The 21,387-nt window shown below is 67.0% G+C and carries 23 protein-coding genes and 2 riboswitches; of the genes, 13 read left to right on the top strand and 10 right to left on the bottom strand.

Going from position 1 to position 21,387, the window contains the following annotated elements; all coding sequences use genetic code 11:
• Positions 1-4 precede the first annotated feature (4 nt).
• Complete coding sequence (locus FBY36_RS07400) at positions 5-487, bottom strand: cation:proton antiporter regulatory subunit (protein ID WP_056331515.1); 483 nt, start codon at positions 485-487, stop codon at positions 5-7.
• A gap of 64 nt (positions 488-551) precedes the next feature.
• Positions 552-1,955: an MFS transporter gene (locus FBY36_RS07395; RefSeq protein WP_142118203.1), complete on the bottom strand. Its 1,404-nt coding sequence runs from the start codon at positions 1,953-1,955 to the stop codon at positions 552-554.
• Positions 1,956-2,150: 195 nt separating this feature from the next.
• Between FBY36_RS07395 and FBY36_RS07390 the strand changes: the two genes are divergently transcribed.
• Genes FBY36_RS07390 through mnhG form a run of 6 tightly spaced genes read left to right on the top strand, consistent with a single transcriptional unit; the run spans position 2,151 to position 8,669 of the window.
• Positions 2,151-5,261, top strand: a complete 3,111-nt coding sequence (locus FBY36_RS07390; protein ID WP_142118201.1) for a Na+/H+ antiporter subunit A — start codon at positions 2,151-2,153, stop codon at positions 5,259-5,261.
• The gene (locus FBY36_RS07385) at positions 5,258-5,854 is read left to right on the top strand and encodes a Na(+)/H(+) antiporter subunit C (protein WP_142118199.1); all 597 of its coding nucleotides are present in this window, start codon (positions 5,258-5,260) and stop codon (positions 5,852-5,854) included. The genes FBY36_RS07390 and FBY36_RS07385 overlap by 4 nt, the downstream gene beginning before the upstream one ends.
• On the top strand, positions 5,851-7,458 hold the full coding sequence (locus FBY36_RS07380; RefSeq protein ID WP_142118197.1) for a Na+/H+ antiporter subunit D: 1,608 nt from the start codon (positions 5,851-5,853) through the stop codon (positions 7,456-7,458). The genes FBY36_RS07385 and FBY36_RS07380 overlap by 4 nt, the downstream gene beginning before the upstream one ends.
• Positions 7,455-8,000, top strand: coding sequence for a Na+/H+ antiporter subunit E (locus FBY36_RS07375; protein WP_142118195.1), 546 nt, complete (start codon positions 7,455-7,457; stop codon positions 7,998-8,000). The genes FBY36_RS07380 and FBY36_RS07375 overlap by 4 nt, the downstream gene beginning before the upstream one ends.
• Positions 7,997-8,275, top strand: a complete 279-nt coding sequence (locus FBY36_RS07370; RefSeq protein ID WP_142118193.1) for a monovalent cation/H+ antiporter complex subunit F — start codon at positions 7,997-7,999, stop codon at positions 8,273-8,275. The genes FBY36_RS07375 and FBY36_RS07370 overlap by 4 nt, the downstream gene beginning before the upstream one ends.
• On the top strand, positions 8,265-8,669 hold the full coding sequence (gene mnhG, locus FBY36_RS07365) for a monovalent cation/H(+) antiporter subunit G (RefSeq protein ID WP_142118191.1): 405 nt from the start codon (positions 8,265-8,267) through the stop codon (positions 8,667-8,669). The genes FBY36_RS07370 and mnhG overlap by 11 nt, the downstream gene beginning before the upstream one ends.
• A gap of 9 nt (positions 8,670-8,678) precedes the next feature.
• Here the strand turns inward: mnhG and FBY36_RS07360 are convergent, their stop codons facing one another.
• The 5 genes from FBY36_RS07360 to FBY36_RS07340 all read right to left on the bottom strand — a co-directional run bounded on the left by FBY36_RS07360 (position 8,679) and on the right by FBY36_RS07340 (position 12,193).
• Positions 8,679-8,942, bottom strand: coding sequence for a DUF4235 domain-containing protein (locus FBY36_RS07360; protein ID WP_142118189.1), 264 nt, complete (start codon positions 8,940-8,942; stop codon positions 8,679-8,681).
• Between the two features lie 118 nt (positions 8,943-9,060).
• The gene (locus FBY36_RS07355; RefSeq protein WP_056331533.1) at positions 9,061-9,273 is read right to left on the bottom strand and encodes a CDGSH iron-sulfur domain-containing protein; all 213 of its coding nucleotides are present in this window, start codon (positions 9,271-9,273) and stop codon (positions 9,061-9,063) included.
• A 29-nt stretch (positions 9,274-9,302) separates the two neighbouring features.
• Positions 9,303-10,451, bottom strand: a complete 1,149-nt coding sequence (locus FBY36_RS07350) for a glycosyltransferase (RefSeq protein ID WP_327436691.1) — start codon at positions 10,449-10,451, stop codon at positions 9,303-9,305.
• The gene (locus tag FBY36_RS07345; protein ID WP_142118187.1) at positions 10,400-11,455 is read right to left on the bottom strand and encodes an iron-containing redox enzyme family protein; all 1,056 of its coding nucleotides are present in this window, start codon (positions 11,453-11,455) and stop codon (positions 10,400-10,402) included. Before FBY36_RS07345 ends, FBY36_RS07350 begins: the two co-directional genes overlap by 52 nt.
• Before the next feature lie 195 nt (positions 11,456-11,650).
• Positions 11,651-12,193: a heme-degrading domain-containing protein gene (locus FBY36_RS07340; RefSeq protein WP_142118186.1), complete on the bottom strand. Its 543-nt coding sequence runs from the start codon at positions 12,191-12,193 to the stop codon at positions 11,651-11,653.
• An 83-nt stretch (positions 12,194-12,276) separates the two neighbouring features.
• A riboswitch (TPP riboswitch) is annotated at positions 12,277-12,417 on the top strand.
• A gap of 68 nt (positions 12,418-12,485) precedes the next feature.
• On the opposite strand from FBY36_RS07340, the gene FBY36_RS07335 reads away from it, so the two are divergent.
• The 7 genes from FBY36_RS07335 to FBY36_RS07305 all read left to right on the top strand — a co-directional run bounded on the left by FBY36_RS07335 (position 12,486) and on the right by FBY36_RS07305 (position 19,171).
• Entirely contained in the window at positions 12,486-13,109 is a 624-nt protein-coding gene (locus tag FBY36_RS07335) for an ECF transporter S component (protein ID WP_142029339.1), read from the top strand.
• Positions 13,109-14,656, top strand: coding sequence for an ABC transporter ATP-binding protein (locus tag FBY36_RS07330; protein ID WP_142118184.1), 1,548 nt, complete (start codon positions 13,109-13,111; stop codon positions 14,654-14,656). Before FBY36_RS07335 ends, FBY36_RS07330 begins: the two co-directional genes overlap by 1 nt.
• On the top strand, positions 14,653-15,453 hold the full coding sequence (locus tag FBY36_RS07325) for an energy-coupling factor transporter transmembrane component T family protein (protein ID WP_142118182.1): 801 nt from the start codon (positions 14,653-14,655) through the stop codon (positions 15,451-15,453). The genes FBY36_RS07330 and FBY36_RS07325 overlap by 4 nt, the downstream gene beginning before the upstream one ends.
• A gap of 117 nt (positions 15,454-15,570) precedes the next feature.
• Positions 15,571-17,094 carry a UDP-N-acetylglucosamine 1-carboxyvinyltransferase gene (locus FBY36_RS07320; protein WP_142118180.1) on the top strand — a complete coding sequence of 508 codons (1,524 nt, stop codon included), beginning with the start codon at positions 15,571-15,573 and terminating at the stop codon, positions 17,092-17,094.
• A gap of 66 nt (positions 17,095-17,160) precedes the next feature.
• Positions 17,161-18,387, top strand: a complete 1,227-nt coding sequence (locus tag FBY36_RS07315; protein WP_142118178.1) for a glutamate--cysteine ligase 2 — start codon at positions 17,161-17,163, stop codon at positions 18,385-18,387.
• Between the two features lie 104 nt (positions 18,388-18,491).
• The gene (locus FBY36_RS07310) at positions 18,492-18,782 is read left to right on the top strand and encodes a hypothetical protein (RefSeq protein ID WP_142118176.1); all 291 of its coding nucleotides are present in this window, start codon (positions 18,492-18,494) and stop codon (positions 18,780-18,782) included.
• Positions 18,783-18,853: 71 nt separating this feature from the next.
• On the top strand, positions 18,854-19,171 hold the full coding sequence (locus FBY36_RS07305) for a DUF1905 domain-containing protein (RefSeq protein ID WP_142118173.1): 318 nt from the start codon (positions 18,854-18,856) through the stop codon (positions 19,169-19,171).
• Here FBY36_RS07305 and FBY36_RS07300 read toward each other — a convergent pair.
• The 3 genes from FBY36_RS07300 to FBY36_RS07290 are packed head-to-tail and all read right to left on the bottom strand — an operon-like array spanning position 19,168 to position 21,059.
• Positions 19,168-20,376, bottom strand: a complete 1,209-nt coding sequence (locus tag FBY36_RS07300) for an O-succinylhomoserine sulfhydrylase (protein ID WP_142118171.1) — start codon at positions 20,374-20,376, stop codon at positions 19,168-19,170. The two genes, FBY36_RS07305 and FBY36_RS07300, sit on opposite strands and share 4 nt — an antisense overlap.
• Positions 20,377-20,787 (bottom strand): rhodanese-like domain-containing protein, encoded by a 411-nt coding sequence (locus FBY36_RS07295; RefSeq protein WP_142118170.1) that lies wholly within the window; start codon positions 20,785-20,787, stop codon positions 20,377-20,379.
• The gene (locus tag FBY36_RS07290; protein ID WP_142118168.1) at positions 20,784-21,059 is read right to left on the bottom strand and encodes a DUF1737 domain-containing protein; all 276 of its coding nucleotides are present in this window, start codon (positions 21,057-21,059) and stop codon (positions 20,784-20,786) included. Before FBY36_RS07290 ends, FBY36_RS07295 begins: the two co-directional genes overlap by 4 nt.
• 13 nt (positions 21,060-21,072) lie before the next feature.
• A riboswitch (SAM riboswitch) is annotated at positions 21,073-21,188 on the bottom strand.
• Positions 21,189-21,387: the final 199 nt, after the last annotated feature.

Below are 21,387 nucleotides of genomic sequence, written 5' to 3'. Positions count from 1 at the left end.
GGAACTAACCGTGGCGCAGGATATCGGCCGCTGAGTCGAGGCCTTCCTGGGTGCCAACCGCCACGAGCAGGTCGCCGGGGTGCAGCACGACGTCTGGCCCGGGCGAAGGCAGTACTTCGCCTTCGCGCATGATGGCCACGATGGATACGCCGCACCGGGTGCGGATGCACGCCTTGCCCATGGGCTGGTTCTGGAACGGGGAATCCGCGGCGATGGAGAACTGCCGGGTGACGATGCCCGGAACGTCTTTGTGTTCCTCAGTGAGCTTCATGGCCAGGTGCGTGCCGCCCAGGAGGTTGCCCAGTGTGGCGGCTTCATCACTGGTGAGTGGAATGGAAGCCTGGCAGGTATCGGGGTCGTCCCAGGTGGAAACGATCAGTTCCGTCTGGCCTTCCCGCCGCTCGACGACGCCGATGCGGCGCCCGGAAGCGGTCATGAAATCCTTCCTGCGGCCCAGGCCGGGAAGGTTGGTTTCGTCCACGTTCATACGTCCAGCCTAGTCTGCCTGGCAACCCTTGGCCGGGCCTTGGCAGAGGACCCGGAGGGTGTCTTCAGCTGGCGGGGACCACCGCGATGGGTGCCTTCTCCGGGGACTTCACCGGCAGCAGCACCAGGAGCCCGGCCAGGAGGACGACCATGATGCCGAGGATGCCCCACCGCTGTGCCTGCCCGGCGGGCACCAGCGGCGTTGCCACCGTGATGCAGAGCGTGAACAGGGCCGGGGCCAGGAAGCTGACGGCGCGGCCGGTGGTGGCATAAAGGCCAAACAGTTCGCCGGATTCGCCATGCGGCGCGAGCCGGGCCAGGTAGGCGCGGGACGCGGACTGGGCGGGCCCGACGAACAGGCAGAGGAAGAGCCCGAACACCCAGAACGTGGTGCTGCCGGCCCATTTCATGCCGAAGAAGACATAGTTCCCGTTGCCCAGGGCCAGGATGGCCGTTCCGGCGATCAGCAGCCCCACCAGGGAACCGGTGATCACGGCTTTCGGGCCAACCTTGTCATCCAGGAAGCCACCGATCACCGCACCCACCGCCGCCACCACGTTCCCGAAGATGGCGAAGAAAATGACCTGGGAGAGGGCAAAGCCGAAAGTGCCGGCGGCGATGATGCCGCCAAACGTGAAGACGGCGGCGAGGCCGTCGCGGAACACGGCACTGGCCAGCAGGAAGTAGATGGTGTGCGGGCTGGTGGCGTAGATCGCCTTGATCCGCCGGAACAACAGCCCGTAGCTGGCGAAGAACCCGAGCCGGGCGGCCTGGGCGGACCGGGGCAGCTCGGGGACGGCAAACAGGACCGGGAGCGCGAAGACGAGGAACCACAGGGCGGAGAAGACTGCCACCAGCCGGATGTTGAGGCTGTCCTGGGTGGACGCGCCGAACCAGTCGAAGGCCGGCTGCACGAACAGCTGCAGGACGATCAGGAGGGCCACGATGCCGCCGAGGTAGCCCGCGCCCCAGCCGAAGCCGCTGACTTTTCCGATGTTGTGCGGCGTGGAGACCTGGGCCAGCATGGCGTTGTAGTTGACGCCGGCGAATTCGAAGAACACGTTGCCCAGCGCGATCAGCGATACACCCAGGAGCAGGAATTCCGGGTGCGGGAACACGAAGAAGCACAGGGCCGTAAGGATGGCGACGGCGGCCGAGTTCACCCCCAGCCACAGCTTCCGCCGGCCGCCCGCATCAGAGCGCTGGCCGGTGACCGGCGCCAGCAGCGCGATGGCAAACCCGGCAACGGCCAGTGCCGCGCCCAGGACCGCCGAAGCATTGTCCTCGCCGCCGAAAGCGTTGGACGTCAGGTAGACGGTGAACACGAATGTGGTCATCACGGCGTTGAAGGCCGCCGAGCCCCAGTCCCAGGAAGCCCAGGCCAGCACCCGGCCCTTGCTGGATTTCCCGGGTCCGGTTTCGAGTTCCGAGGCAGGCTGCATTGCTCCCGGAGCGCTGGCGCTGTTCATACGATGCATCGTATCCGCCTGTGGCGAACACCCTTGGGACGACGGGCCCTTGGTGGCGGGGATTCCGCCTGCCCTTGAGCCACGGAAGAGGCAGGATACCTGACGGCCCTTGGTAAACTGAACCCTCCCGGACCTTACTTTTTGCCGCCTGCTCCAACTTTTGACAATCGAATTCCTGACGTTGCGGAGAATACAGTGATCACAGTCCTTGCCGTGCACTTTTCGGTGGCTGTCCTCGCGCCCTTCCTCTTCAGGCTGTGGGGCCGCAACGCCTTCTACGCGCTGGCCGCTGTTCCGGGGGTTTCCTTCGGCTGGCTGATGTTCCAGCACAACCCCATCTACTCAGGGTCCGGGGCCGTCACCGAAGCCTTCGACTGGATCCCCAGCCTCCACCTGGAATTCGCCTTCCGCATGGACGCGCTGGCGTGGGTCATGTCCCTGCTGGTGCTTGGCGTCGGCGCCCTGGTGCTGGTCTACTGCGCCCGGTACTTCAAAAGGGAAGACCAGGACCTGGGCGGGTTTGGCGCCCAGCTGCTGGCGTTCGCCGGGGCCATGTTCGGGCTCGTGGTGGCGGATGACCTGCTGCTGCTGTTCATCTTCTGGGAACTGACCACCATCCTTTCCTACCTGCTGATTGGCTTTGCCCGGACCCGGCTGGCCGCCCGCCGTTCCGCCCTCCAGGCACTGATGGTCACCACCGCCGGCGGCCTGGCCATGCTGGTGGGCCTGATCATGCTGGGCTACACCGCCGGCACGTACCGTATCTCCGGCATCCTGGAACAGGCCCCCGCGCTCGTTTCCGGGACGTCCGGCAGCATGGTGGGCGCCGCCGTCGTCCTGATCCTGGTGGGTGCAATCACCAAGTCCGCGCTGGTGCCGTTCCACTTCTGGCTCCCCGGCGCCATGGCTGCGCCCACTCCTGTCAGCGCCTACCTGCATGCCGCGGCGATGGTGAAGGCAGGCATTTACCTGGTGGCGCGGCTCGCCCCTGGGTTCTCGGAGACAGCGTACTGGCAGCCTGTGGTCCTGGGGCTGGGCCTGGCCACCATGCTGGTGGGCGGGTACCGGGCACTGCGGCAGACCGACATCAAGCTGATCCTGGCGTACGGCACCGTCAGCCAGCTCGGCTTCCTCACCATGGTGGTGGGCTTGGGCACGCCCGACGCCGCGCTGGCGGGCCTGGCCATGCTGCTGGCCCACGGCCTGTTCAAAGCCACCCTCTTCCTGGTGGTGGGCATCATCGACCACCAGTCCGGGACCCGCGACGTGCGCAAACTGTCCGGCGTCTTCCGTTCCTCCCGTGCGCTGGGCATCGTGGCCGGTATCGGCGCCGCCTCCATGGCGGGCGTTCCGCTGCTGGGCGGCTTCGTCGCCAAGGAATCCGTGCTGGAAGCGTTCGTCCACCATGCTGCGGACCCGCACTCCGGACTCTGGGGCATGGTGGTCCTGGCCGGGCTGGTGGTGGGATCCATCCTGACCTTCGCCTACAGCGCCCGCTTTATGTGGGGGGCGTTCGCCGCCAAGCCCGGCGTCGACCCCACCCCTTTCAAAGCGATTACGCCCTCCTTCCTCGCCGCGCCTGCGGTCCTCAGCGTCCTGACCATCGCCTATGGGCTCTGGCCGGTGCCGGTGGACGCGTGGATCCAGCCGTACGCGGCACTGTTCGCTTCCACAGCGCCCGACGCCGGCACTCCGGCTGAGCAGGCGGGTCACCTTGCGTTGTGGCACGGGCTGACCCCGGCCCTTGGGCTGACGGCGGTCACCTTCGTGCTGGGCGCGGCGATGTACTTTGGCCGCAACGCGGTGGCCCGTGTCCAGTCCCTGGTTCCGGCCTGGGTGGACGGCGACCGCGGCTACCAGCTGACCATCGGCGCCCTGGACGACGTTGCGGTGTGGATTACAGGCCGGACCCAGCGCGGTTCACTGTATTTCTACCTTGCGGTGATCCTCAGCGTGGCGTTCGTCCTGCCGCTGACGGCCATCCTCCTGGGCGGAAATGCCCTGCCGCAGGACGTCTACCTGGTGGACCCGAACTCCCCGCTTCAGCTCGTGGCGGGCGTGGGCATCGTGATCGGCGCCCTGGCCGCCGTCAAGGCGAACAAACGGTTCCTTGCCGTGCTGATGGTGTCCGTGACCGGCTACGGCATCGCGCTGGTGTTCGCCCTGCAGCGCGCACCGGACCTGGCCCTGACCCAGATGCTGGTGGAAACCATCATCCTGGTGGCGTTCGTCCTGGCCATGCGCAGCCTGCCGCCCGAACTGCGGGACCGCACGGGCGGCAAATACCGGGTGGTGCGCGTCATCATCGGCCTGGGATTCGGCGTGACCATGGTCTTCGCGGCGATCTTTGCGATGGGCGCCCGGACCGCCATTCCGGTGTCACTGCAGTTCCCGCAGCTTGCCTACGAGGGCGGCGGCGGCCTCAACGTGGTCAACGTGACCCTGGTGGACATCCGCGCCTGGGACACGTTCGGCGAGATCAGCGTCCTGGCGCTCGCCGCCACCGGCGTGGCCAGCCTGATCTTCATCCGCGGCCGCGGCGACCGCCTCCAGACCTCCGCCTCCGTTGCCGAAGGCACGGTGGGGCGGCATCACGGCGTGGACCCCGGCTCCCGCGACGGCGCGGCCCTGGCCATCAGCCGGAAGTTCGCAGCCGCCGCCCGCGATCCCTGGATCGTGGCCGGCCGGACCCTGGCTCCCGAACGGCGCTCCATCATCTTCGAAGTGGTCACCCGCCTGATCTTCCACTCGATGATCATCTTCTCGCTCTACCTGCTGCTGGCCGGGCACAACCTGCCGGGCGGCGGTTTCGCCGGCGGCCTCACCGCCGGGCTGGCGCTGACCATCCGCTACCTGGCCGGCGGACGGTTCGAACTGCGGGAAGCTGCGCCGCTGAGCGCCGGTGCGCTGCTGGGCACGGGCCTGGCCCTGGCTGCCGTGTCCGGGGTGGTGCCCCTGCTGCTGGGCGGCCAGGTGTTCCAGTCCGCCATCATCCAGGTCTGGCTGCCCGTCTTCGGCGACATCAAATTCGTCACCTCCACCATCTTCGACATCGGCGTGTACATCGTGGTGGTGGGGCTGGTGCTTGACGTGCTCCGCAGCCTCGGCGCCGAGATCGACGAGCACATGGAGGAGCGGTCCGCCGCGCCCGCGCACCAGGACGAGCCGGAGGAGGACCGTCCGGTGCAGCCGGAACTGGAAGCTGAACGCGATCCTGAACCGCCGCTGGAGCCCGACACCGTCCCGGCCCAGACCATGCCGGCCCACACCGTGCCCGCCGAGACCACCGCAAAGGGCCACGCATGAGCGTCAACCTGACCCTGCTGATCGTCATGGGCGCCCTGTATGCCTGCGGCATCTACCTGATCCTGGAACGCAGCCTCACCCGGGTGCTGCTGGGGCTGATGCTCCTGGCCAACGCCACCAACCTCCTGATCCTGGCCACCGGGGGATACGCGGGCCTGGCGCCGTTGTTCGCCAAGGACACGCCCGCACAGGACTACAACGATCCGCTGCCGCAGGCCCTGATCCTGACCTCGATCGTCATCTCCTTCGCTGTCACGGCGTTCATGCTCGGCATCATCTACCGCACCTGGGTGCTGGCGCGGCAGGACGACATCCAGGACGACCTGGAAGACCGCCGCGTGGCGGCAACCCCCAGCTTCGACGCCGAGGATGACGCGGAAGTGCCGGCAGAAACCTCCGAGTTCCCGCTCACCATGCTGGGATCGGACGGCCGGGACGTCTCAAACCACGCAACGTCCGGCGGGAATGGGGGCCCGGAAACGGGCCAGCCGGTGGCCACCGTCGTGGCCGGCGGCCTGGAGATGCATGCCGCCGCGGAGGAAAAGCCCGGCTCACTCAACATCGACGCCAGCACGGAAGGAGGCGGAAAGTGAACATCGCAAGCTTTGCCCCGCTCGCCGTCGTACTTCCCATCCTGGGCGCCGCCCTGACCTTCCTGCTGATCCGGCACACCCGGGCCCAGCGCACGGTCAGCATCGCCCTGCTCTCGCTGACCCTTACGCTGGAATGCCTCCTGCTGGCGTCGGCGTGGAACGGCGGGACCGCAGCGGTGACCATCGGCGGCTGGCTGCCGCCGTGGGGGATCGTCATGGTGGTGGACCAGTTCTCATCCCTGATGCTGGTGGTGTCCTCCGCGATCAGCCTGGCCGTGCTGGTGTACGCCACGGGGCAGGGCATGGCCGACGGCGACCACGACGCCCCGGTCTCGATCTTCCACCCCACCTATCTGATCCTGGTGGCGGGGGTGTCCAATGCGTTCCTGTCCGGGGACCTGTTCAACCTTTACGTCGGCTTCGAGATCCTGCTGACCGCCAGCTACGTTCTGATGACCCTGGGCGGCACCGGCCCGCGCATCCGGGCGGGCGTCACCTACGTGGTGGTGTCCGTGGTGTCCTCGGTGCTGTTCTTGATCTCCATCGCCATGGTCTACGGAGCCACCGGAACGGTCAACATGGCGGACCTGGCCATCAAGCTGGGCGAACTGGACCAGGGCACCAAGACCCTGCTTCACGTCATGCTGCTCGTGGCGTTCGGCATCAAGGCTGCCGTCTTCCCGCTGTCCTTCTGGCTCCCTGACTCCTACCCCACCGCGCCGGCACCCGTCACCGCCGTGTTCGCGGGGCTGCTCACCAAGGTGGGCGTGTACGCCATGGTCCGGACCGAAACCCTGCTGTTCCCGGGGGACACCCTGAACACCCCTTTGATGGTGGCTGCGCTGCTGACCATGGTGGTGGGCATCCTGGGCGCCCTGGCCCAAAGCGACATCAAGCGGCTCCTGTCGTTCACCCTGGTCAGCCACATCGGCTACATGGTGTTCGGGCTGGCCATGTCCTCCGTCGCCGGGCTGGCCGCTGCCGTGTTCTACGTGGCCCACCACATCACCATCCAGACCAGCCTCTTCCTGGTCACGGGCCTGATCGAGCGGCGCGGCGGCAGCTCGTCCGTGGACCGGCTGGGCGGCCTGGCCAAACTGTCGCCCCTGCTGGCGCTGCTCTTCTTCATCCCCGGCATGAACCTGGCCGGCATCCCACCGTTTTCCGGCTTCCTCGGCAAGGTGGGGCTGCTGCAGGCCGGCGTTGAACTGGGAACGCCGCTGGCGTATGCGCTGGTGATCGGCGGGGTGGTGACCAGCCTCCTGACGCTGCTGGCCATCGCCAGGGTATGGAACCGCGCATTCTGGCGCCGCCCCACGGACGCCGAACATCCTGATCCGGTGCTGCTTGCCCACCCGGCGGCCAGGGTGGCCGGACCGGGTGCCAAGCTCAGCAGCACCGTGACGCTCCTGCCGCGCACCATGGTGGGCTCTACCTTGGGCCTGGTGGTGCTCGGCGTTGCCCTGACCGTCTTTGCGGGTCCGCTGTTCGGGCTTTCGGACCGGGCCGCGCGGGACATGCTGGACCGGTCCCCGTACATCCAGGCGGTCCTGGGCAGTGATGTCCCCATCCCGGCCACAACTGCGGTGGGAGGAGTGCGATGAGCCGCAAACGCATTTCCCTGCGCCAGGAGTTGCCCCTCCTGGTGTGGCTGGTGATTGTCTGGGGCGCCCTCTGGCAGGATTTCAGCCCCGGGAACCTCCTGTTCGGGGCCCTGCTGGCGGTGGGCGTCGCCCGGCTCTTCTACCTTCCGCCGGTGGAGCTCAGCGGCCGCTTCAACATCCTCCACGCCGTGCCCTTTGCGCTGGCGTTCGTGGGCAAAGTGGTGGTGGCCAGCGCCCAGGTCCTGTACCTGGCCACGGTCCGCGGCCCCAAGGTGACCAACGCCGTCGTCGCGGTGAAGCTGCGCAGCCACCAGGACCTGATCGTCACCGCCACCGGCCACGTGATCTCCCTGATCCCGGGATCCCTGGTGGTGGAGGTGGACCGCTCCACATCCACCCTGTACCTGCACGCGCTCAACATCACCTCCAAGCAGGACGTGGAGGGCCTGCGGAACGAAGTGCGGTCCATCGAAGCCGGCCTGATCCGCATCATGGGCAGCCCTGAGGAACTCGAAGCCGTCCGAATGGAGGCCGCCGCATGATGCACGTTGTCCTGGCTGTTACAGCCGTCATCTTCTCGCTTGCCGCGGCCGGCGCCATCCTGCGGATCTCCCGTGGCCCGTCGCTGCTGGACCGGGTGCTGGCGGCCGATGTGCTGCTGGCCATCCTGGCCGGGGCCCTGTGCATCGACATGGCCGTGAACCGGCACCTGAACAACCTCATGCTGGTCGTGGCCATTTCCATCATCGGTTTCATCGGATCCGTGACCGTGGCCCGTTTCGTGGCGGACCGAAGGGTGAAGCCTGATGAATCCTGACCTCTCCGGTCCCGACGGCTGGATCGACGCCGTGTCCGCCGTCTTCATGGTGGCGGGGGCACTCCTGTCCCTGGGTGCGGCAATTGGCCTGCTCCGCTTCCCGGACCTGCTGAGCCGCATGCACGCGGCCACCAAACCGCAGGTCCTGGGCCTGTTCCTGCTGCTGGCGGCCATTGGGCTGCAGATGCGGACGTGGTGGGTGTGGCCGGTCCTGGCGGTGGCCTGGATCTTCCAGCTGCTCACCGTTCCAGTGTCCGCGCACATGGTGGGCCGCGCCGGGTACCGCACCAAGCACCTGCACCGGGAACTGCTCACGGCCGACGAGCTGGAGGCCGTAGTGCAAAAAGCCGCCGCCGAGGCTGCCCGGACGGACAGCCCCGACGGCGGCCGGTAGCGCTTGACGCTAGACGATGTCCTGAGTCTTGGCGAACCTGGTGATGGCGCGCTGGGTGCCGCGGTTGGCCAGGACCTGGATGATGGCGCTCACCGACGCCGAGATCAGCGCGAAGGTCAACGCCGAACGCAGGCTGGTGGGGACGTCCTCGTTCTTGCCGGTGGGGGCCTTCTGCCCGGTGGTCTTTTCCCAGATGGTGTTGACGAGCTTGGTACCGACCAGGCCTGCACCCAGGCTCACCCCGGTCCCGAGCAGCTTGATGAAAAGGTTCATTCCTATTACTCCTTGCGGGCGGAAAACGGACTGCCTCCAGCCTAGCCGTACCCCCGTGCCGGTCCGGGCAAGGGCGTGGCGTGCTGCAGGCGGCTTATTGGACTAACAGCCTGTTGGACTAACCGGCGGGCGGCTCGGTTCGGAACTTGATCATCTTGTGCGTGCCGTCGCAGTACGGCTTGATGGCCGAGGCCCCGCAGCGGCACAAGGCAACGGTCTTGCGGTCGCGGGGCACGGCGTCCCCGGACGGGGTGACGATCTCAAACTCGCCCCTGATAATCAGGGGCCCGTCCGGGCACACCACGATGGAGCTGGCTGCTTCCTGATCCATGTGGGCTTCTGTTCCATGCTGTCCGGGGTTCATCCCTGCACCGCTTTCGTCGTTGCTTCCTGGTTGCCGGTCACCCGGCGGAGCTTTCCAGCATGGCGCCGCCGGAGTTCCGCCTCCGAGTGCGCCGCCGTCCTGATCCTGCTGCCTGCGTAGGGGACCCCGCCAGCCAGCCTGAAGGCGGCCGCCAGCCAGACGCACACGGCCCGCTCCAGTGCCCAAAGCGGCGCAAACCACGCTGCCGAGGCGGGAAAGACGGCGGTCCCGTGGTGCCGCCGTCGACCAATTTCCGCGCAGGTGACGGCCGCGCCGGCCAGCCCCAGGAGGGCGTTCCGCCTTGCTCGGGCAGGAAAAAGTGCTGCCCCGATGACTGCCGGGAGCAGGGCAAGCTCGGCGGCAAGCCGCCGCGGCTGGGCAAAATCGTCGTACGCCTGCCGTATGCGTTGGCGCAGGAAGTGCCGGGCAGTTGGCGGCCGCCGGGCCACGAACAGGCCGGGCAGGATCCGTTCCCTACCGCCGGCGGCCTTGACGGTCCGGATGAGCTCCAGGTTCTCGAACAGGACACCGTCATAGCCGCCGGTGGCCAGGAGTGCGCTGCGGCGGACTCCCAGCGTTCCGGGATAGTCGGCGGACCATGCGCGGTTGAGCAGCGTCCTGGCCGTGTCCCACAAGGCGTGCCACGGGCGGGGGTCGAAGTAGTTCTGCGGCCGCACCAGGTCCGCGGATGCAAGGTGATGGACGACGGCGGCGAGGGCCTCGCGCGTGTAGCGGACGTCGTCATCGGCAATGACAAGGAACTCCGCGCTGGAGGCGCGGATGCCCGTCATCACGCCCGCCACCTTTCCGTTGTGGGCGTCGCGCCCGACGACGGGGCGGTCCGGGAAAGCGTTCTGGCCCGGGGAACCATCGGAGTCCGGGCAGAGGTGGCGCACGGCGGCGGGAAACGCGGCGCGGTGGCGTTCGAAGAGGTGGGGGGCGGAGCCGTCCACCACGGTGACCGGGATCCAGGCCACGAGGCGCCGGAGGTAGTCCGACAGATCAGCCAGGCCGGAGTCTTCACTCCAGCGCAGGGGAAGGATGTACTCCGCCCCGGGGGTCACGCCGTGCAGGTCCTGCACCGCTCGGCCCGTCACGCTGCCGCCGGCACGGCCGCCCGCAGCGATGATGTCCCGGCTTCCCACGAGGACAGGAGGTGGGCGGAGAGCCGGCCGTCGATGGCCATGACCGCCGTCGCCCCGAACAGGACGTCCGCGAGGAGTTCCGGCTCGGCTTCGACGAGCCCGCCGGCCAGGTCCCGCCCTGCGATCTGTTCGTGGACGGCGTCGGCCTCCACATGCTCGTCGAAGTAGTGCGTGACGTCTGCACCGAAACCGTGGCGGCGGAAGCCGTTGCCGTAGAACCGGTTGGGCTGGGAAGAGGTCATTTCGTAGATCGCCAGGTGGCCGGTGATGGCACCGCGGAGCCGCCGGTTCAGTCCGCAAAGGGACATGAGGTTTACCGATGCGAGGGAGACGGCGGGAACGGCGTCAACGTAGGCGCCGTAGTTGTCATCGAGGCCCAGGCCGCGCATTGTCCGGGCGAACAGCGCGCTGTGCATCCGCTCGGGGCGGCCGCCGCCGTATTCGTCCGCCTGGATTTCCACCAGGGCCGCTTTGGGTCGTCCGCTGAGGCGCGGGATGGCCCACGTGTGAGGATCGGCTTCCTTCAGCTGGTACATGGACTTGTGGACCAGGAACTCCCTGAGCTGATCCAGGGTTGCCTTCCGGGCAACGTAGCGGGAGACGCTGGGGCCGGTGTCCTTGCCGGCGAGGCCGAACAGGACATCTGCCACCTGGTCGCTGCTCATGGCACCGTCGACGGGCAGTTCGAGGGTTCCAGCGGCCTGTTGTGCGGCGGCGCGGAGGGCAACCTCAAACGGTTCCTCGAGCAGCTGCCGGACCTTGATTACCGCGGGCTCCCACTCCCAGTGGTCAGAGACGCCGTCCAGCCCGGAGTAATGGAGTTCGTAGAGGCAGAAGAGGGCCAGCTGGATGTCCTCGTCGCCAATAATGTCAGCGGTGCCGGCCACCTGCCCTGCGGCCAGGCGGTACAGGGCGTCCAGTTCCGTCCCGGCGGAGTCCGGAGCCTGCGCCAGGACCTCGAACAGGGCGCTGCTGAGGGGGCCTCTGGTTTCCGGGATTCTCATGGTGCTCCTTGGTCTGCCGCGCTGGTGACGGGAACGAACGCGGGACCGCCCATGGTGACTGCCATGCCCTGTCCTCCTCGAAACCCGGGGAACAATATAGTAAGCATGATTACTAATAAAAGCTAAGCAGTCTTTGTATATGGGGGGTTTCGCTGGTCCCCCAGTAGCAAGCCGGACAACGGCAAGTCAGACAGTTCAGTCAGACAGGGCTGACCCCAAGATGTCGCGCAGCGCTTCCACCACCAGGTCATGGTCCTGCAGCTGCGGCAATCCGGAGACGGTGACCGTGGCCACCGCGCCCACGCCGGTGACATAAATAGGAAAGGAGCCGCCGTGGGCTGCATACCGGGACTGGTCGAACCAGGCGTTGTCCTCGATCCGGCCGCCGCCCAGCCGGCCCCGCAGCCCCACCAAAAGGGACGGTACCTCGTACCGGGCGGCCGTGCGCTGCTTGGCCCGGATCCAGTGCCCGTTGTCAGGAGTGGCGCCGGGAAGCGCGACGTGGAAAAGGACCTGCTCGCCCTTGGTGATGTCGATCGCGATGGGAAGCGACCGCTCCTTGCCCAGTTCCACCAGGAGCAGGCCCAGGTTCAACGCGTCATCCACCGAAAAACCGGAGAAATGGAGCTCCCGGACCTCCGCCTCGACCCGGGCAACCAGTGCCTCCAGCGACCCCTCAAGCTGGGCGTCGGCGGAATCAGGATCGAACCCGGTCACATCCGGTGGAATGGCGCTCATGGCCTTCAATCTACCCCCGCCCGGTGTAAACTTGACCACGCCCGGAAGGGCAATCAAAAGCCTTACCCAACAAAAAGCAACACTACAAACGACAGGGGAGCGCCGCCGTCGGGCATCCTGGCATCCGCCGGGCACCGCAGGTGGGCGCTGAGAGTGCGGACAGCCGCAGACCCTCGAACCTGATCCGGTTAGTACCGGCGCAAGGGAGTCGAGTTCTCAAAGTGTCGCGGCTGCACGGCATCGGGCCGTCAGCCGGGTCCACTTTCCCCTCCTGTTTCCCAGGAGGATTCCAATGAGCACTGCAGCAATCAAGAAGACCACCAGTAAGTCCTGGCGCGTCGTGGACATCGTCGTCGCCGCGCTGGTGGCCATCGCCGGCGGCGTTATTTTCTGGGCCTGGTCCCAAGGCGCGGCGGCAGTATCCGTGCCGATGAACGCCGCCTACCCGCCCCTGACCGGCATCATCGCCGGCGGATGGATGATTCCGGGGGTGCTGGGCATGCTGATCATCCGCAAGCCGGGGGCCGCACTGTTCTGCGAAACCGTGGCCGCCACCGGGGAACTGCTCATGGGCTCCCAGTACGGCGCCTCGGTCCTCTTCTCCGGCTTCGTCCAGGGCCTGGGTGCGGAAATCATCTTCGCCATCTTCGTCTACCGCAAGTTCAACCTGCCCGTATCCCTGCTGGCAGGTGCGGCAGCAGGTCTCTTCTGCGGCCTGAACGACTCCTTTGCGCCGTGGGGCTGGAACATCGCCTACTCCGGCGGTGACAAGCTGGCCTACATCGTCTTCTGCATGATTTCCGGAGCAGTCATTGCCGGCGCCCTGTCCTGGGTGGCCACGCGCGGCCTGGCACGTACAGGAGTGCTGAGCTCCTTCGCCTCGCGCAAGGCTGCCACGGAGCCTGTCTTCTCCTGATGGCAATGGCCCAGGGCACGGCGGTCCGCCCTGCCGCTGTCACCGCCCGCGGCTGGGGCTGGCGGCATGCCGGCAGGGTCAAGCCCGCCGTCCACGCCCTCGACCTGGACATCAGCCCGGGGGAGCGGGTGCTCCTGCTCGGCCCCTCGGGCGCCGGCAAGTCCACGCTCCTGCATGCGCTCGCCGGGGTGCTGGGGGAGGACATTAACGACGACGGCGGCGAGGCGGGGGATGCCGACGAGTCAGGTTCGCTGCTGGTTGACGGCGCCGTGCCCCGCGCCCAGCGCGGGCGCGCCGGGCTCATGCAGCAGGACCCCGAGACGCAGGTGGTCCTGTCGCGCGTGGGGGACGACGCCGCCTTCGGTGCCGAAAACCTTGCGGTGCCGCGGGAGGAAATCTGGGCGCGGGTGCACGAGGCGCTTGCCGACGTCGGACTGTCCCACCTGCCGCTGGACCACCCCACGTCGGCCCTGTCCGGCGGGCAAAAGCAGCGCCTGGCGCTGGCCGGCATCCTGGCCATGCGCCCGGGCCTGATCCTGCTGGATGAGCCAACCGCCAACCTGGACCCGGACGGCGTGCTGGAGGTCCGCGATGCCGTGGCGCGCTGCCTCGACAAGACCGGGGCCACACTGGTGGTGGTGGAACACCGGGTTTCCGTGTGGAAGGACCTGGTGGACCGGATCGTGGTCCTACAGCCGGGCTCCGGCACCAATCCTGCCGTGCTCCTGGATGGGCCGCCGGACCGGGTGCTCACGGAGGCGCGGGCCATGCTCGCCGCAGCCGGTGTGTGGGTCCCCGGCTACGTGCCGGCAACCCGCGCCCGCGCCCTTGTCCCGGCGCCGGGCACGGGAAAGCTGCTGCTGGCCGCCGAACAGCTGGGTGTTTCCCGCGAACGTCCCCGCCGCAAGGGCTTCCGGAAGATCCCGCCGGTACCGGTCCAGGAAGGCCTGGCCGCGCAGGTCCGGGCCGGGCAGGCGCTCGCCGTCACAGGTCCCAACGGTGCCGGCAAGTCCACGTTCGCGCTGACCCTGGCCGGGCTGCTGGAGCCGGTCTCCGGAAAAGTGTCAGCCACCCTGGACCTCAGCCGCGGGGCCGGCATTGACCCGTACCGGTGGAAGGCCGAGCAATTGATTTCGCGCGTGGGGACGGTGTTCCAGGAGCCGGAGCACCAGTTCGTGACCGGCAAGGTGCTGGATGAGCTGCTGTTCGGCCCCCGGCACCTTGGCCGTGGCGAAGACCGGGTGGACGAACTGCTGGAGCGGCTGCGGCTCACCCACCTGGTGGACGCCAACCCCTATACGCTCTCCGGCGGCGAGAAGCGGCGGCTGTCCGTGGCCACCGTCCTTGCCGCCAGCCCGCAGGTCCTGGTCCTGGACGAGCCCACGTTCGGGCAGGACGCCAACACGTGGGCTGAGTTGGCCTCATTCCTGTCCGAACTCCTGGATGCCGGCACCGCGGTGGTCTCCGTGACGCATGACGCCGAGTTCACCGAAGCCTTGGGCGGGACCGAACTGCGGATGGCTGCGGCGGAAGCGGTGGCACCATGAGGCAGCAACTCACCTTGGCCGGCAACCATGCCCTCCTGGCCCGCGCCAATCCACTGAGCAAGTTCGCGGCCGTCCTGCTCATCACCGCGGTCCTGGCGCTGTCCATCGACTGGGTGTCGGCCTCCGTGGCCCTGGTTTTCGAGCTCCTGCTGTTCCCCCTGGCCGGGCTCACCCTGTCCCTGCTGTGGCAGCGCGGGTGGCCGCTCATCATCGCCGCCGCCGTGGGCGGCTGGAGCACGTCCATCCTGGCGCCGGACAGCGGCAGGATCCTGCTCGACGCCGGCATCTGGACCATGAGCGAAGGTTCCCTGCAGCTGGGCGTCGGCTTCATGCTGCGCGGCTTTGCCATCGCGCTTCCGGCGGTGCTCCTGATGAGCTGCACGGATCCCACCGACCTTGCGGACGCGCTGGCGCAGAAGGCACGCCTGCCGCACCGGTTCGTCCTGGGAACGCTCGCCGCGATGCGCCTGGTGGGGCTGATGGCCGAGGAGTGGCAGACCATCGGGATGGCGCGCCGTGCACGCGGTGTGGGTTCCCGCGGCAGCTTGGGCCAGCGCGTGAAAGCGACCCTGGGGCAGAGCTTCGGGCTTCTGGTACAGGCCGTCCGCCGCGCGTCCCGGCTCGCCGTGACCATGGAAGCCCGGGGTTTCGGCGGTGGCCAACGGACCTGGGCCCGGGAATCCACGTTCAGCACGCTGGATCTTGGGGTGGTGGCCGGCGGTGTCCTGGTGGCCGGGCTTGCCCTTTTTGCGGCGCTGGCTGCCGGAACATGGAACATGGTGTGGCTGGGCAGCTGAGGCTGGCGGTTACCCTACTGGTGATTTGTATCGCATGTATCGGGTAAAGGCTTTCCATTGACCCCGCTCGTGGTGCGACAACGGCCACGATAACTCATTTATGATATATTTTTGCTTATGACGCAGGAAACCGCTGAGCACGTTGCCGCCATGTTGAGGGACGCCCGCACCGAGAAGGGCTGGACCCAGGGTCAACTGGCCGCCGAACTCGGCACCAGCCAAAGCGCTGTCGCCCGAATGGAACAGGGCAAGCAGAACCTGAGCCTGAAGATGATCCAGAGGCTGGAAACCATCTTCGACCGCAGCATTGTCAACGTCGGCAAACCGCAAATGACGCATCTCCGCGTAGAGGGCGGCCACACCCTGTCCGGCGCCGTGGACGTCAACAGCAGCAAGAATGCCGGCGTGGCCCTGCTCTGCGCCAGCCTGATCAACCGCGGCACCACCGTGCTCCGCCGGCTGGCCCGGATCGAGGAAGTCAACCGCATCGTCGAAGTGCTGACCAGCATCGGCGTGGAGTGCACCTGGCTCAACGACACCGACCTGCGCCTGCGCCGTCCCGCCGTCCTGGACCTGGATGCCATGGACGTTGACGCGGCCCGCAGGACCCGGAGCGTCATCATGCTGCTGGGTCCACTCCTGGATGAGTCGCGGGAGTACCGGCTGCCGTACGCCGGCGGCTGCGACCTTGGCACCCGCACCGTGGAACCGCACATGCAGGCATTGCGCCAGTTTGGCCTTTCGGTGGAGGCCACTTCAGGTTTCTACACCGTCCAGGCGCCTCCTGCCGATACCCGCGACCGCTCCTTCGTCCTTACCGAACGCGGGGACACCGTTACCGAGAATGCCATCATGGCTGCGGCGCACCGGCCCGGTACCACCGTGATCCGGAATGCGAGCCCCAACTACATGGTGCAGGATCTGTGCTTCTACCTGCAGATGCTCGGCGTCACCATCGAGGGTGTGGGCACCACCACCCTGAAGATCACCGGCCGGCCCGAAATCGACGCCGAGATTGAGTACTTCCCGTCCGAGGACCCCATTGAGGCCATGAGCCTTATCACGGCCGGCATCGTCACCAACTCCGAGGTCACGGTGCGCCGGGTGCCCATCGAATTCATGGAGATTGAGTTGGCCACCCTGGGCCAAATGGGGCAGGAGCTGGAAATCTCCGGTGAGTACATGGCACGCAACGGCCGCACCAGGCTGGTGGACGTCACCACCAAGCCCTCCACGCTGCGTGCCCCGGAGGACAAGATCCACCCCATGCCGTTCCCCGGGCTGAACATCGACAACCTGCCGTTCTTCGCGGTCATCGCCGCGAACGCGCAGGGCCAGACCATGATCCATGACTGGGTGTACGAGAACCGGGCGATCTACCTGACGGAGCTGAACCGGCTTGGGGCGCAGGTGCAGCTCCTGGATCCGCACCGGATCTACGTCAACGGACCCACCAAGTGGCGCGCCGCCGAGGTGGGCTGCCCGCCTGCGCTGCGTCCGGCCGCCTGCCTGCTGCTGGCCATGCTCGCCGCGCGGGGCGTGTCCGAGCTGCGGAACATCTACGTGATCGAGCGTGGCTACGAGGACCTGGCCGAGCGCCTGAACACCATCGGTGCCAAGGTGGAGTACTTCCAGGACTAGGATTCACGGTTCGTCATGAACCGCTGGTGGCCTTTCAATGCCGGGCAAGTATCGCAGAATGTTGGTATGCGTACTTTTGGCGTGGAGGAAGAACTCCTGATCGTTGATCCGGAGTCCGGGGAGCCCCTTGCCTTGGCCGACGCCCTCCTGGCCAACCACCACGTTGCAGCCGACGATCTTCCCGTGGACCCGGAGGTCCACCACACGGGAAAGCAGGCGGATTACGACGACGAGATGGGCTTGAGTGCCGAGCTGAAGCTTGAGCAGATCGAGACGCAGACCCGGCCGTGCCTGGAATACGGGAGCCTGCTCGAACAGATCCGCGCGGGCCGCTCCCTGGCTGATCAGTCCGCCAGGAGACACGGCGCCCGGGTGGCGGCACTGGCCACCTCGCCGATGGCGTCCACCACCCACACCACTCCTGACCCGCGCTACGCAAGGATGCTGGAGCGCTTTGGCCTCACCGCCCAGGAACAGTTGACCTGCGGCTTCCACGTGCACACCTTTATCGAATCGCCCGAAGAGGGCGTGGCGGTCCTGGACCGGATCCGGGACAAGCTGGCAGTGCTGACGGCCCTAAGCGCCAATTCGCCCTTCTGGAACGGCGTTCCCACCGGCTTCGAAAGCTACCGCACGCAGGCCTGGAACCGGTGGCCCACCGCAGGACCTGCCGGTATTTATGGCACCTACGCTGCCTACCGGCGGGTTGTCACCCGGCTGCTGGAGAGCGGCGTCATGCTCGATGAGGGCATGCTGTATTTCGATGCCCGGCTTTCCCGCAACCACCCCACGGTGGAGGTCCGCGTGGCGGACGTGTGCCTTCGTGCCGAGGACGCCGCGCTCATTGCCGTGCTGGTCCGGGCGCTGGTGGAATCCGCCAGCAGGGAATGGCGGGACGGCGTGGACCCCGCGCCGGTTCCGACTGTCCTTTTACGGATGGCCTCCTGGCAGGCCAGCAGCGCCGGCCTCAGTGGTGAACTCCTGGATTTCGGCAATTTCCGACCCGCGCCGGCCGCGGACGTGGTGCGCTCACTGGTGGACTACCTGGCTCCCGTCCTGGCTGAACAGGGCGAGCTGGCCCTGGCCCGGCAGGGCGTGGAGGATGTCATCGCCCGCGGAACAGGAGCCGCTGAGCAGCGGCGCGCCCGGGAAAAGGCCCTGGCAGGCCCGCCCCCGGAGGACATGGGCTTCGGCGCGGTGGTCAGGCAGGCCGTCCACGTCACAATGCGCGATGCCCTGGATCTTGCAGATGTGGAGGCCACGCCCGAATTGCTGCGCGTCCGCCAGTCTTGAGGGACAGCCGGCCCGATTTCCCCGAGCCTTGTCGAGCGTTGCAGCCCGTGCTTAGGTGGGTTATCGGTGGCATGGGCTGCTCTTGTAATTGGGGGATTGAATTGGTGGAAAACGCGAAGTCGATGTTGTATCGGCGCACCTTGTGGGCGGGAATCATCCTGGGTGCGGTGGGCCTGTTGATCCTGTTGTTCTCAAATACGTTTATGCAGACGATCGGAACCTATACGTTGAACGGTTCCAACGGCTTTTTCTTCGCCTTGACGCAAATCTATGTTCTGGCAGCCCAGGGTTGCCTGCCGTTCTCGGCAGCGCTGATTTCAGCGGCCCTGGTAATGCGTTATCTCGCCTTGGTTTCACTTCCTTCAGAGCAGCAGACGACGAAGCCCACACTTTAGGTTCCAGCGGGCTCATAGCCACACCGGCGAAATCTGTGGCACCTGCGGGGGTGGCGTGCCATACTCGGCGCGTGACGCCGTCGTATTCCTTTAATGCCGAACTGTGGCTGTACCCGGGCGAAGCCGGCTGGCACTTCGTGACCCTGCCGGCAGAGGTGGCGGATGACGTCCGCGCTCTAACGGCAGGGGCAAGCAAGGCGTTCGGCTCCGTCAAAGTCCAGGCCAAGGTGGACGGCCATGCGTGGCAGACGTCGCTGTTCCGCGACAGCAAAAGCGCGTCGTACCTGCTGCCCGTCAAGAAGGAAGTCAGGGACAAGGCGCACCTCAAGGACGGTGACAGCGTGCAGGTCCAGCTGGAAGTCCGGACGGACCATTCCCCGCCCGGCTAGATCTGTTTCAGGGCCTGTTCCAGGTCGCCGATCAGGTCGTCAACATCCTCAAGGCCCACGGAAAGCCGGACCACACCGTCAGTGAGGCCAATGGCGGCACGTCCCTCCGGCCCCATGGCGCGGTGGGTGGTGGTGGCGGGGTGCGTGATCAGGGACTTGGAATCGCCGAGGTTGTTGGAGATGTCGATGATCCGCAGCCCGTCCAGCAGGGCGAAGGCCGCTTCCTTGCCGGAGCGTCCGCCGGTGGAGGCGAGCTCAAGGGTGAGGACGGTACCGCCGGCGCTCATCTGCCTTGCGGCCAGCTCATACTGAGGGTGGGATTTGAGCAGCGGATACTTCACCCAGCTCACGGCGGGCTGTTCCTCCAGCCACTCCGCGAGCCGCAGGGCGGTGGCAGAGGAATGGCTTACCCGCAGGCTCATGGTCTCCAGGCCCTTGGTGAGGACCCAGGCGTTGAACGCAGAGAGTGCCGGCCCGGTGTGGCGCATCAGCTGCTTCACCGGGCCGTCGATGAACTCCTTGGTGCCCAGGATGGCGCCGCCCATCACCCTGCCCTGGCCGTCGATGTGCTTGGTTCCCGAGTAGACGATCACGTCCGCGCCCAGGTCGCCGCAGCGCTGCAGCAGGGGAGTGGCAAAGACGTTGTCCGCCACCACGGTGGCCCCGGCGGCGTGCGCAAGCTCGCTGACCGCGGCGATGTCCACGATCTCCTGCATGGGGTTGGACGGGGATTCGAAGAAGACGGCGGTAGTGGGCTGGGAGAGGGCCTCGCGCCACTGGTCCAGGTCCGGACCATCCACGAAGACGGTCTCCACGCCCCACCGCGGGAGGATCTCGTTCAGGATCACAAAGCAGGACCCGAAGAGCGAACGGGCGGCCACCACCCGGTCCCCGGCAGCCAGCAGGGCACCCAGGGCGGTGAACACTGCGGACATGCCCGACGCCGTCGCAAAGCACGCTTCGGTCCCTTCCAGCAGCCTGAGCCGCTCCTGGAAAGTAGCCACGGACGGGTTGCCGTAGCGGGAGTAGACAAAGCGCTCGTCTTCGCCGGTGAAGGCCCGTTCAGCTGCTGCAGCGGATTCGTAGACGAAGCCGGAGTTCAGGAAGATGGCCTCGGACGTTTCCTGGAAGTTGGTGCGGTCCAGCCCGCCGCGGACAGCCTGGGTGTCAGGGCTCCATCCCGGGGCGTCTTGATTGAAGCTCACTTAGTTCTTTCCGAGGTTGGTGGGCAGGCCGCGGTTCTTCCAGCCGTTGACGGTGCGCTCACCGTAGCGGTCCGGCTCGCCTTCAAAGCCCTCCAGCACGTTGTAGGAGGTGAAGCCGGCCTGCGTGGCGGCGGTGGCAGCGGCAACCGAACGGGCGCCGGACCGGCACAGGAACACCAGTTCAGCGGAGGGGTCCTCCGGCGCCTGCTCCTTGAGGTCCTTCACGAAGTCCGGGTTGGGGATGCCGCCGGGGAAGGTCCACTGGATGAAGAGGGGATCGTTGTCCGTGGCCTTGGTGTCCGGGATGCCGATGTGGGCCCATTCGCCCTCGGTGCGGACGTCCACCAGGATGGCTCCCTGCTCCAGCTTTGCCCATGCTTCCTGGGGCGTGAGATCTCCCGCGTAGCTCATGCGTGGCCCTCGCCGTCGAACTCGCCCTCAAATTCTGCGTCCAGCTGATCCACTGCGGTGGCCACCGCTGCGTCGGCGGAGGCGATGGCTGCCGGAAGGACCACTGCCTGCGCCACGATGACACTGCTGCCGTTGAAGGTGGCTGCCGGGCTGCCGTGCAGGACGTAACCGTCAGCCAGCGCAGCCGAGATCCGTTCGCAGAATGAGCGGTCGTCCGGCCCTGTGATCAGGCGGTAGGACAATTTTTCGTCAGGGGCGGGTGCGTCGGACACGACGGATCTCCTTCTTTCACGCTTGCAGCTCGAATCGGTCGATATGCCGAGTATTCACCTGAGGCACCCCGCCGCGAAAGGGAGGGTTGCCGACCGGCCAGTCAGGGCTTCACACCGGTACTCATTACTCCCCAAAAACGTAACACCTGCCGCGCCGGGCCGCACGGCCGCCGTCGTCATGTTCCGTAATTGAGCTGCGGCGAGGGAAGTTGCAGCGCCCGGGGACGGTCCGACGCCGGACATCACCGCAGGTGGGCGGCCTGCCGCGCGCTGTCAGCAGCCGCCGGGCCGATAAAGTTCTTACCGGGGCGCCGCCGGCGTCATCAGG

It is taken from the genome of Arthrobacter sp. SLBN-122, from assembly GCF_006715165.1.
GTDB lineage: Bacteria > Actinomycetota > Actinomycetes > Actinomycetales > Micrococcaceae > Arthrobacter.
This window is presented reverse-complemented; position numbering and strand designations above follow the sequence as displayed.

Coding starts and splice junctions, on each gene's coding strand:
- FBY36_RS07400 (WP_056331515.1), bottom strand. CDS start 487: ATGAACGTGGACGAAACCAACCTTCCCGGCCTGGGCCGCAGGAAGGAT.
- FBY36_RS07395 (WP_142118203.1), bottom strand. CDS start 1,955: ATGAACAGCGCCAGCGCTCCGGGAGCAATGCAGCCTGCCTCGGAACTC.
- FBY36_RS07385 (WP_142118199.1), top strand. CDS start 5,258: ATGAGCGTCAACCTGACCCTGCTGATCGTCATGGGCGCCCTGTATGCC.
- FBY36_RS07375 (WP_142118195.1), top strand. CDS start 7,455: ATGAGCCGCAAACGCATTTCCCTGCGCCAGGAGTTGCCCCTCCTGGTG.
- FBY36_RS07370 (WP_142118193.1), top strand. CDS start 7,997: ATGATGCACGTTGTCCTGGCTGTTACAGCCGTCATCTTCTCGCTTGCC.
- mnhG (WP_142118191.1), top strand. CDS start 8,265: ATGAATCCTGACCTCTCCGGTCCCGACGGCTGGATCGACGCCGTGTCC.
- FBY36_RS07360 (WP_142118189.1), bottom strand. CDS start 8,942: ATGAACCTTTTCATCAAGCTGCTCGGGACCGGGGTGAGCCTGGGTGCA.
- FBY36_RS07355 (WP_056331533.1), bottom strand. CDS start 9,273: ATGGATCAGGAAGCAGCCAGCTCCATCGTGGTGTGCCCGGACGGGCCC.
- FBY36_RS07345 (WP_142118187.1), bottom strand. CDS start 11,455: ATGAGAATCCCGGAAACCAGAGGCCCCCTCAGCAGCGCCCTGTTCGAG.
- FBY36_RS07340 (WP_142118186.1), bottom strand. CDS start 12,193: ATGAGCGCCATTCCACCGGATGTGACCGGGTTCGATCCTGATTCCGCC.
- FBY36_RS07335 (WP_142029339.1), top strand. CDS start 12,486: ATGAGCACTGCAGCAATCAAGAAGACCACCAGTAAGTCCTGGCGCGTC.
- FBY36_RS07330 (WP_142118184.1), top strand. CDS start 13,109: ATGGCAATGGCCCAGGGCACGGCGGTCCGCCCTGCCGCTGTCACCGCC.
- FBY36_RS07325 (WP_142118182.1), top strand. CDS start 14,653: ATGAGGCAGCAACTCACCTTGGCCGGCAACCATGCCCTCCTGGCCCGC.
- FBY36_RS07320 (WP_142118180.1), top strand. CDS start 15,571: ATGACGCAGGAAACCGCTGAGCACGTTGCCGCCATGTTGAGGGACGCC.
- FBY36_RS07315 (WP_142118178.1), top strand. CDS start 17,161: ATGCGTACTTTTGGCGTGGAGGAAGAACTCCTGATCGTTGATCCGGAG.
- FBY36_RS07295 (WP_142118170.1), bottom strand. CDS start 20,787: ATGAGCTACGCGGGAGATCTCACGCCCCAGGAAGCATGGGCAAAGCTG.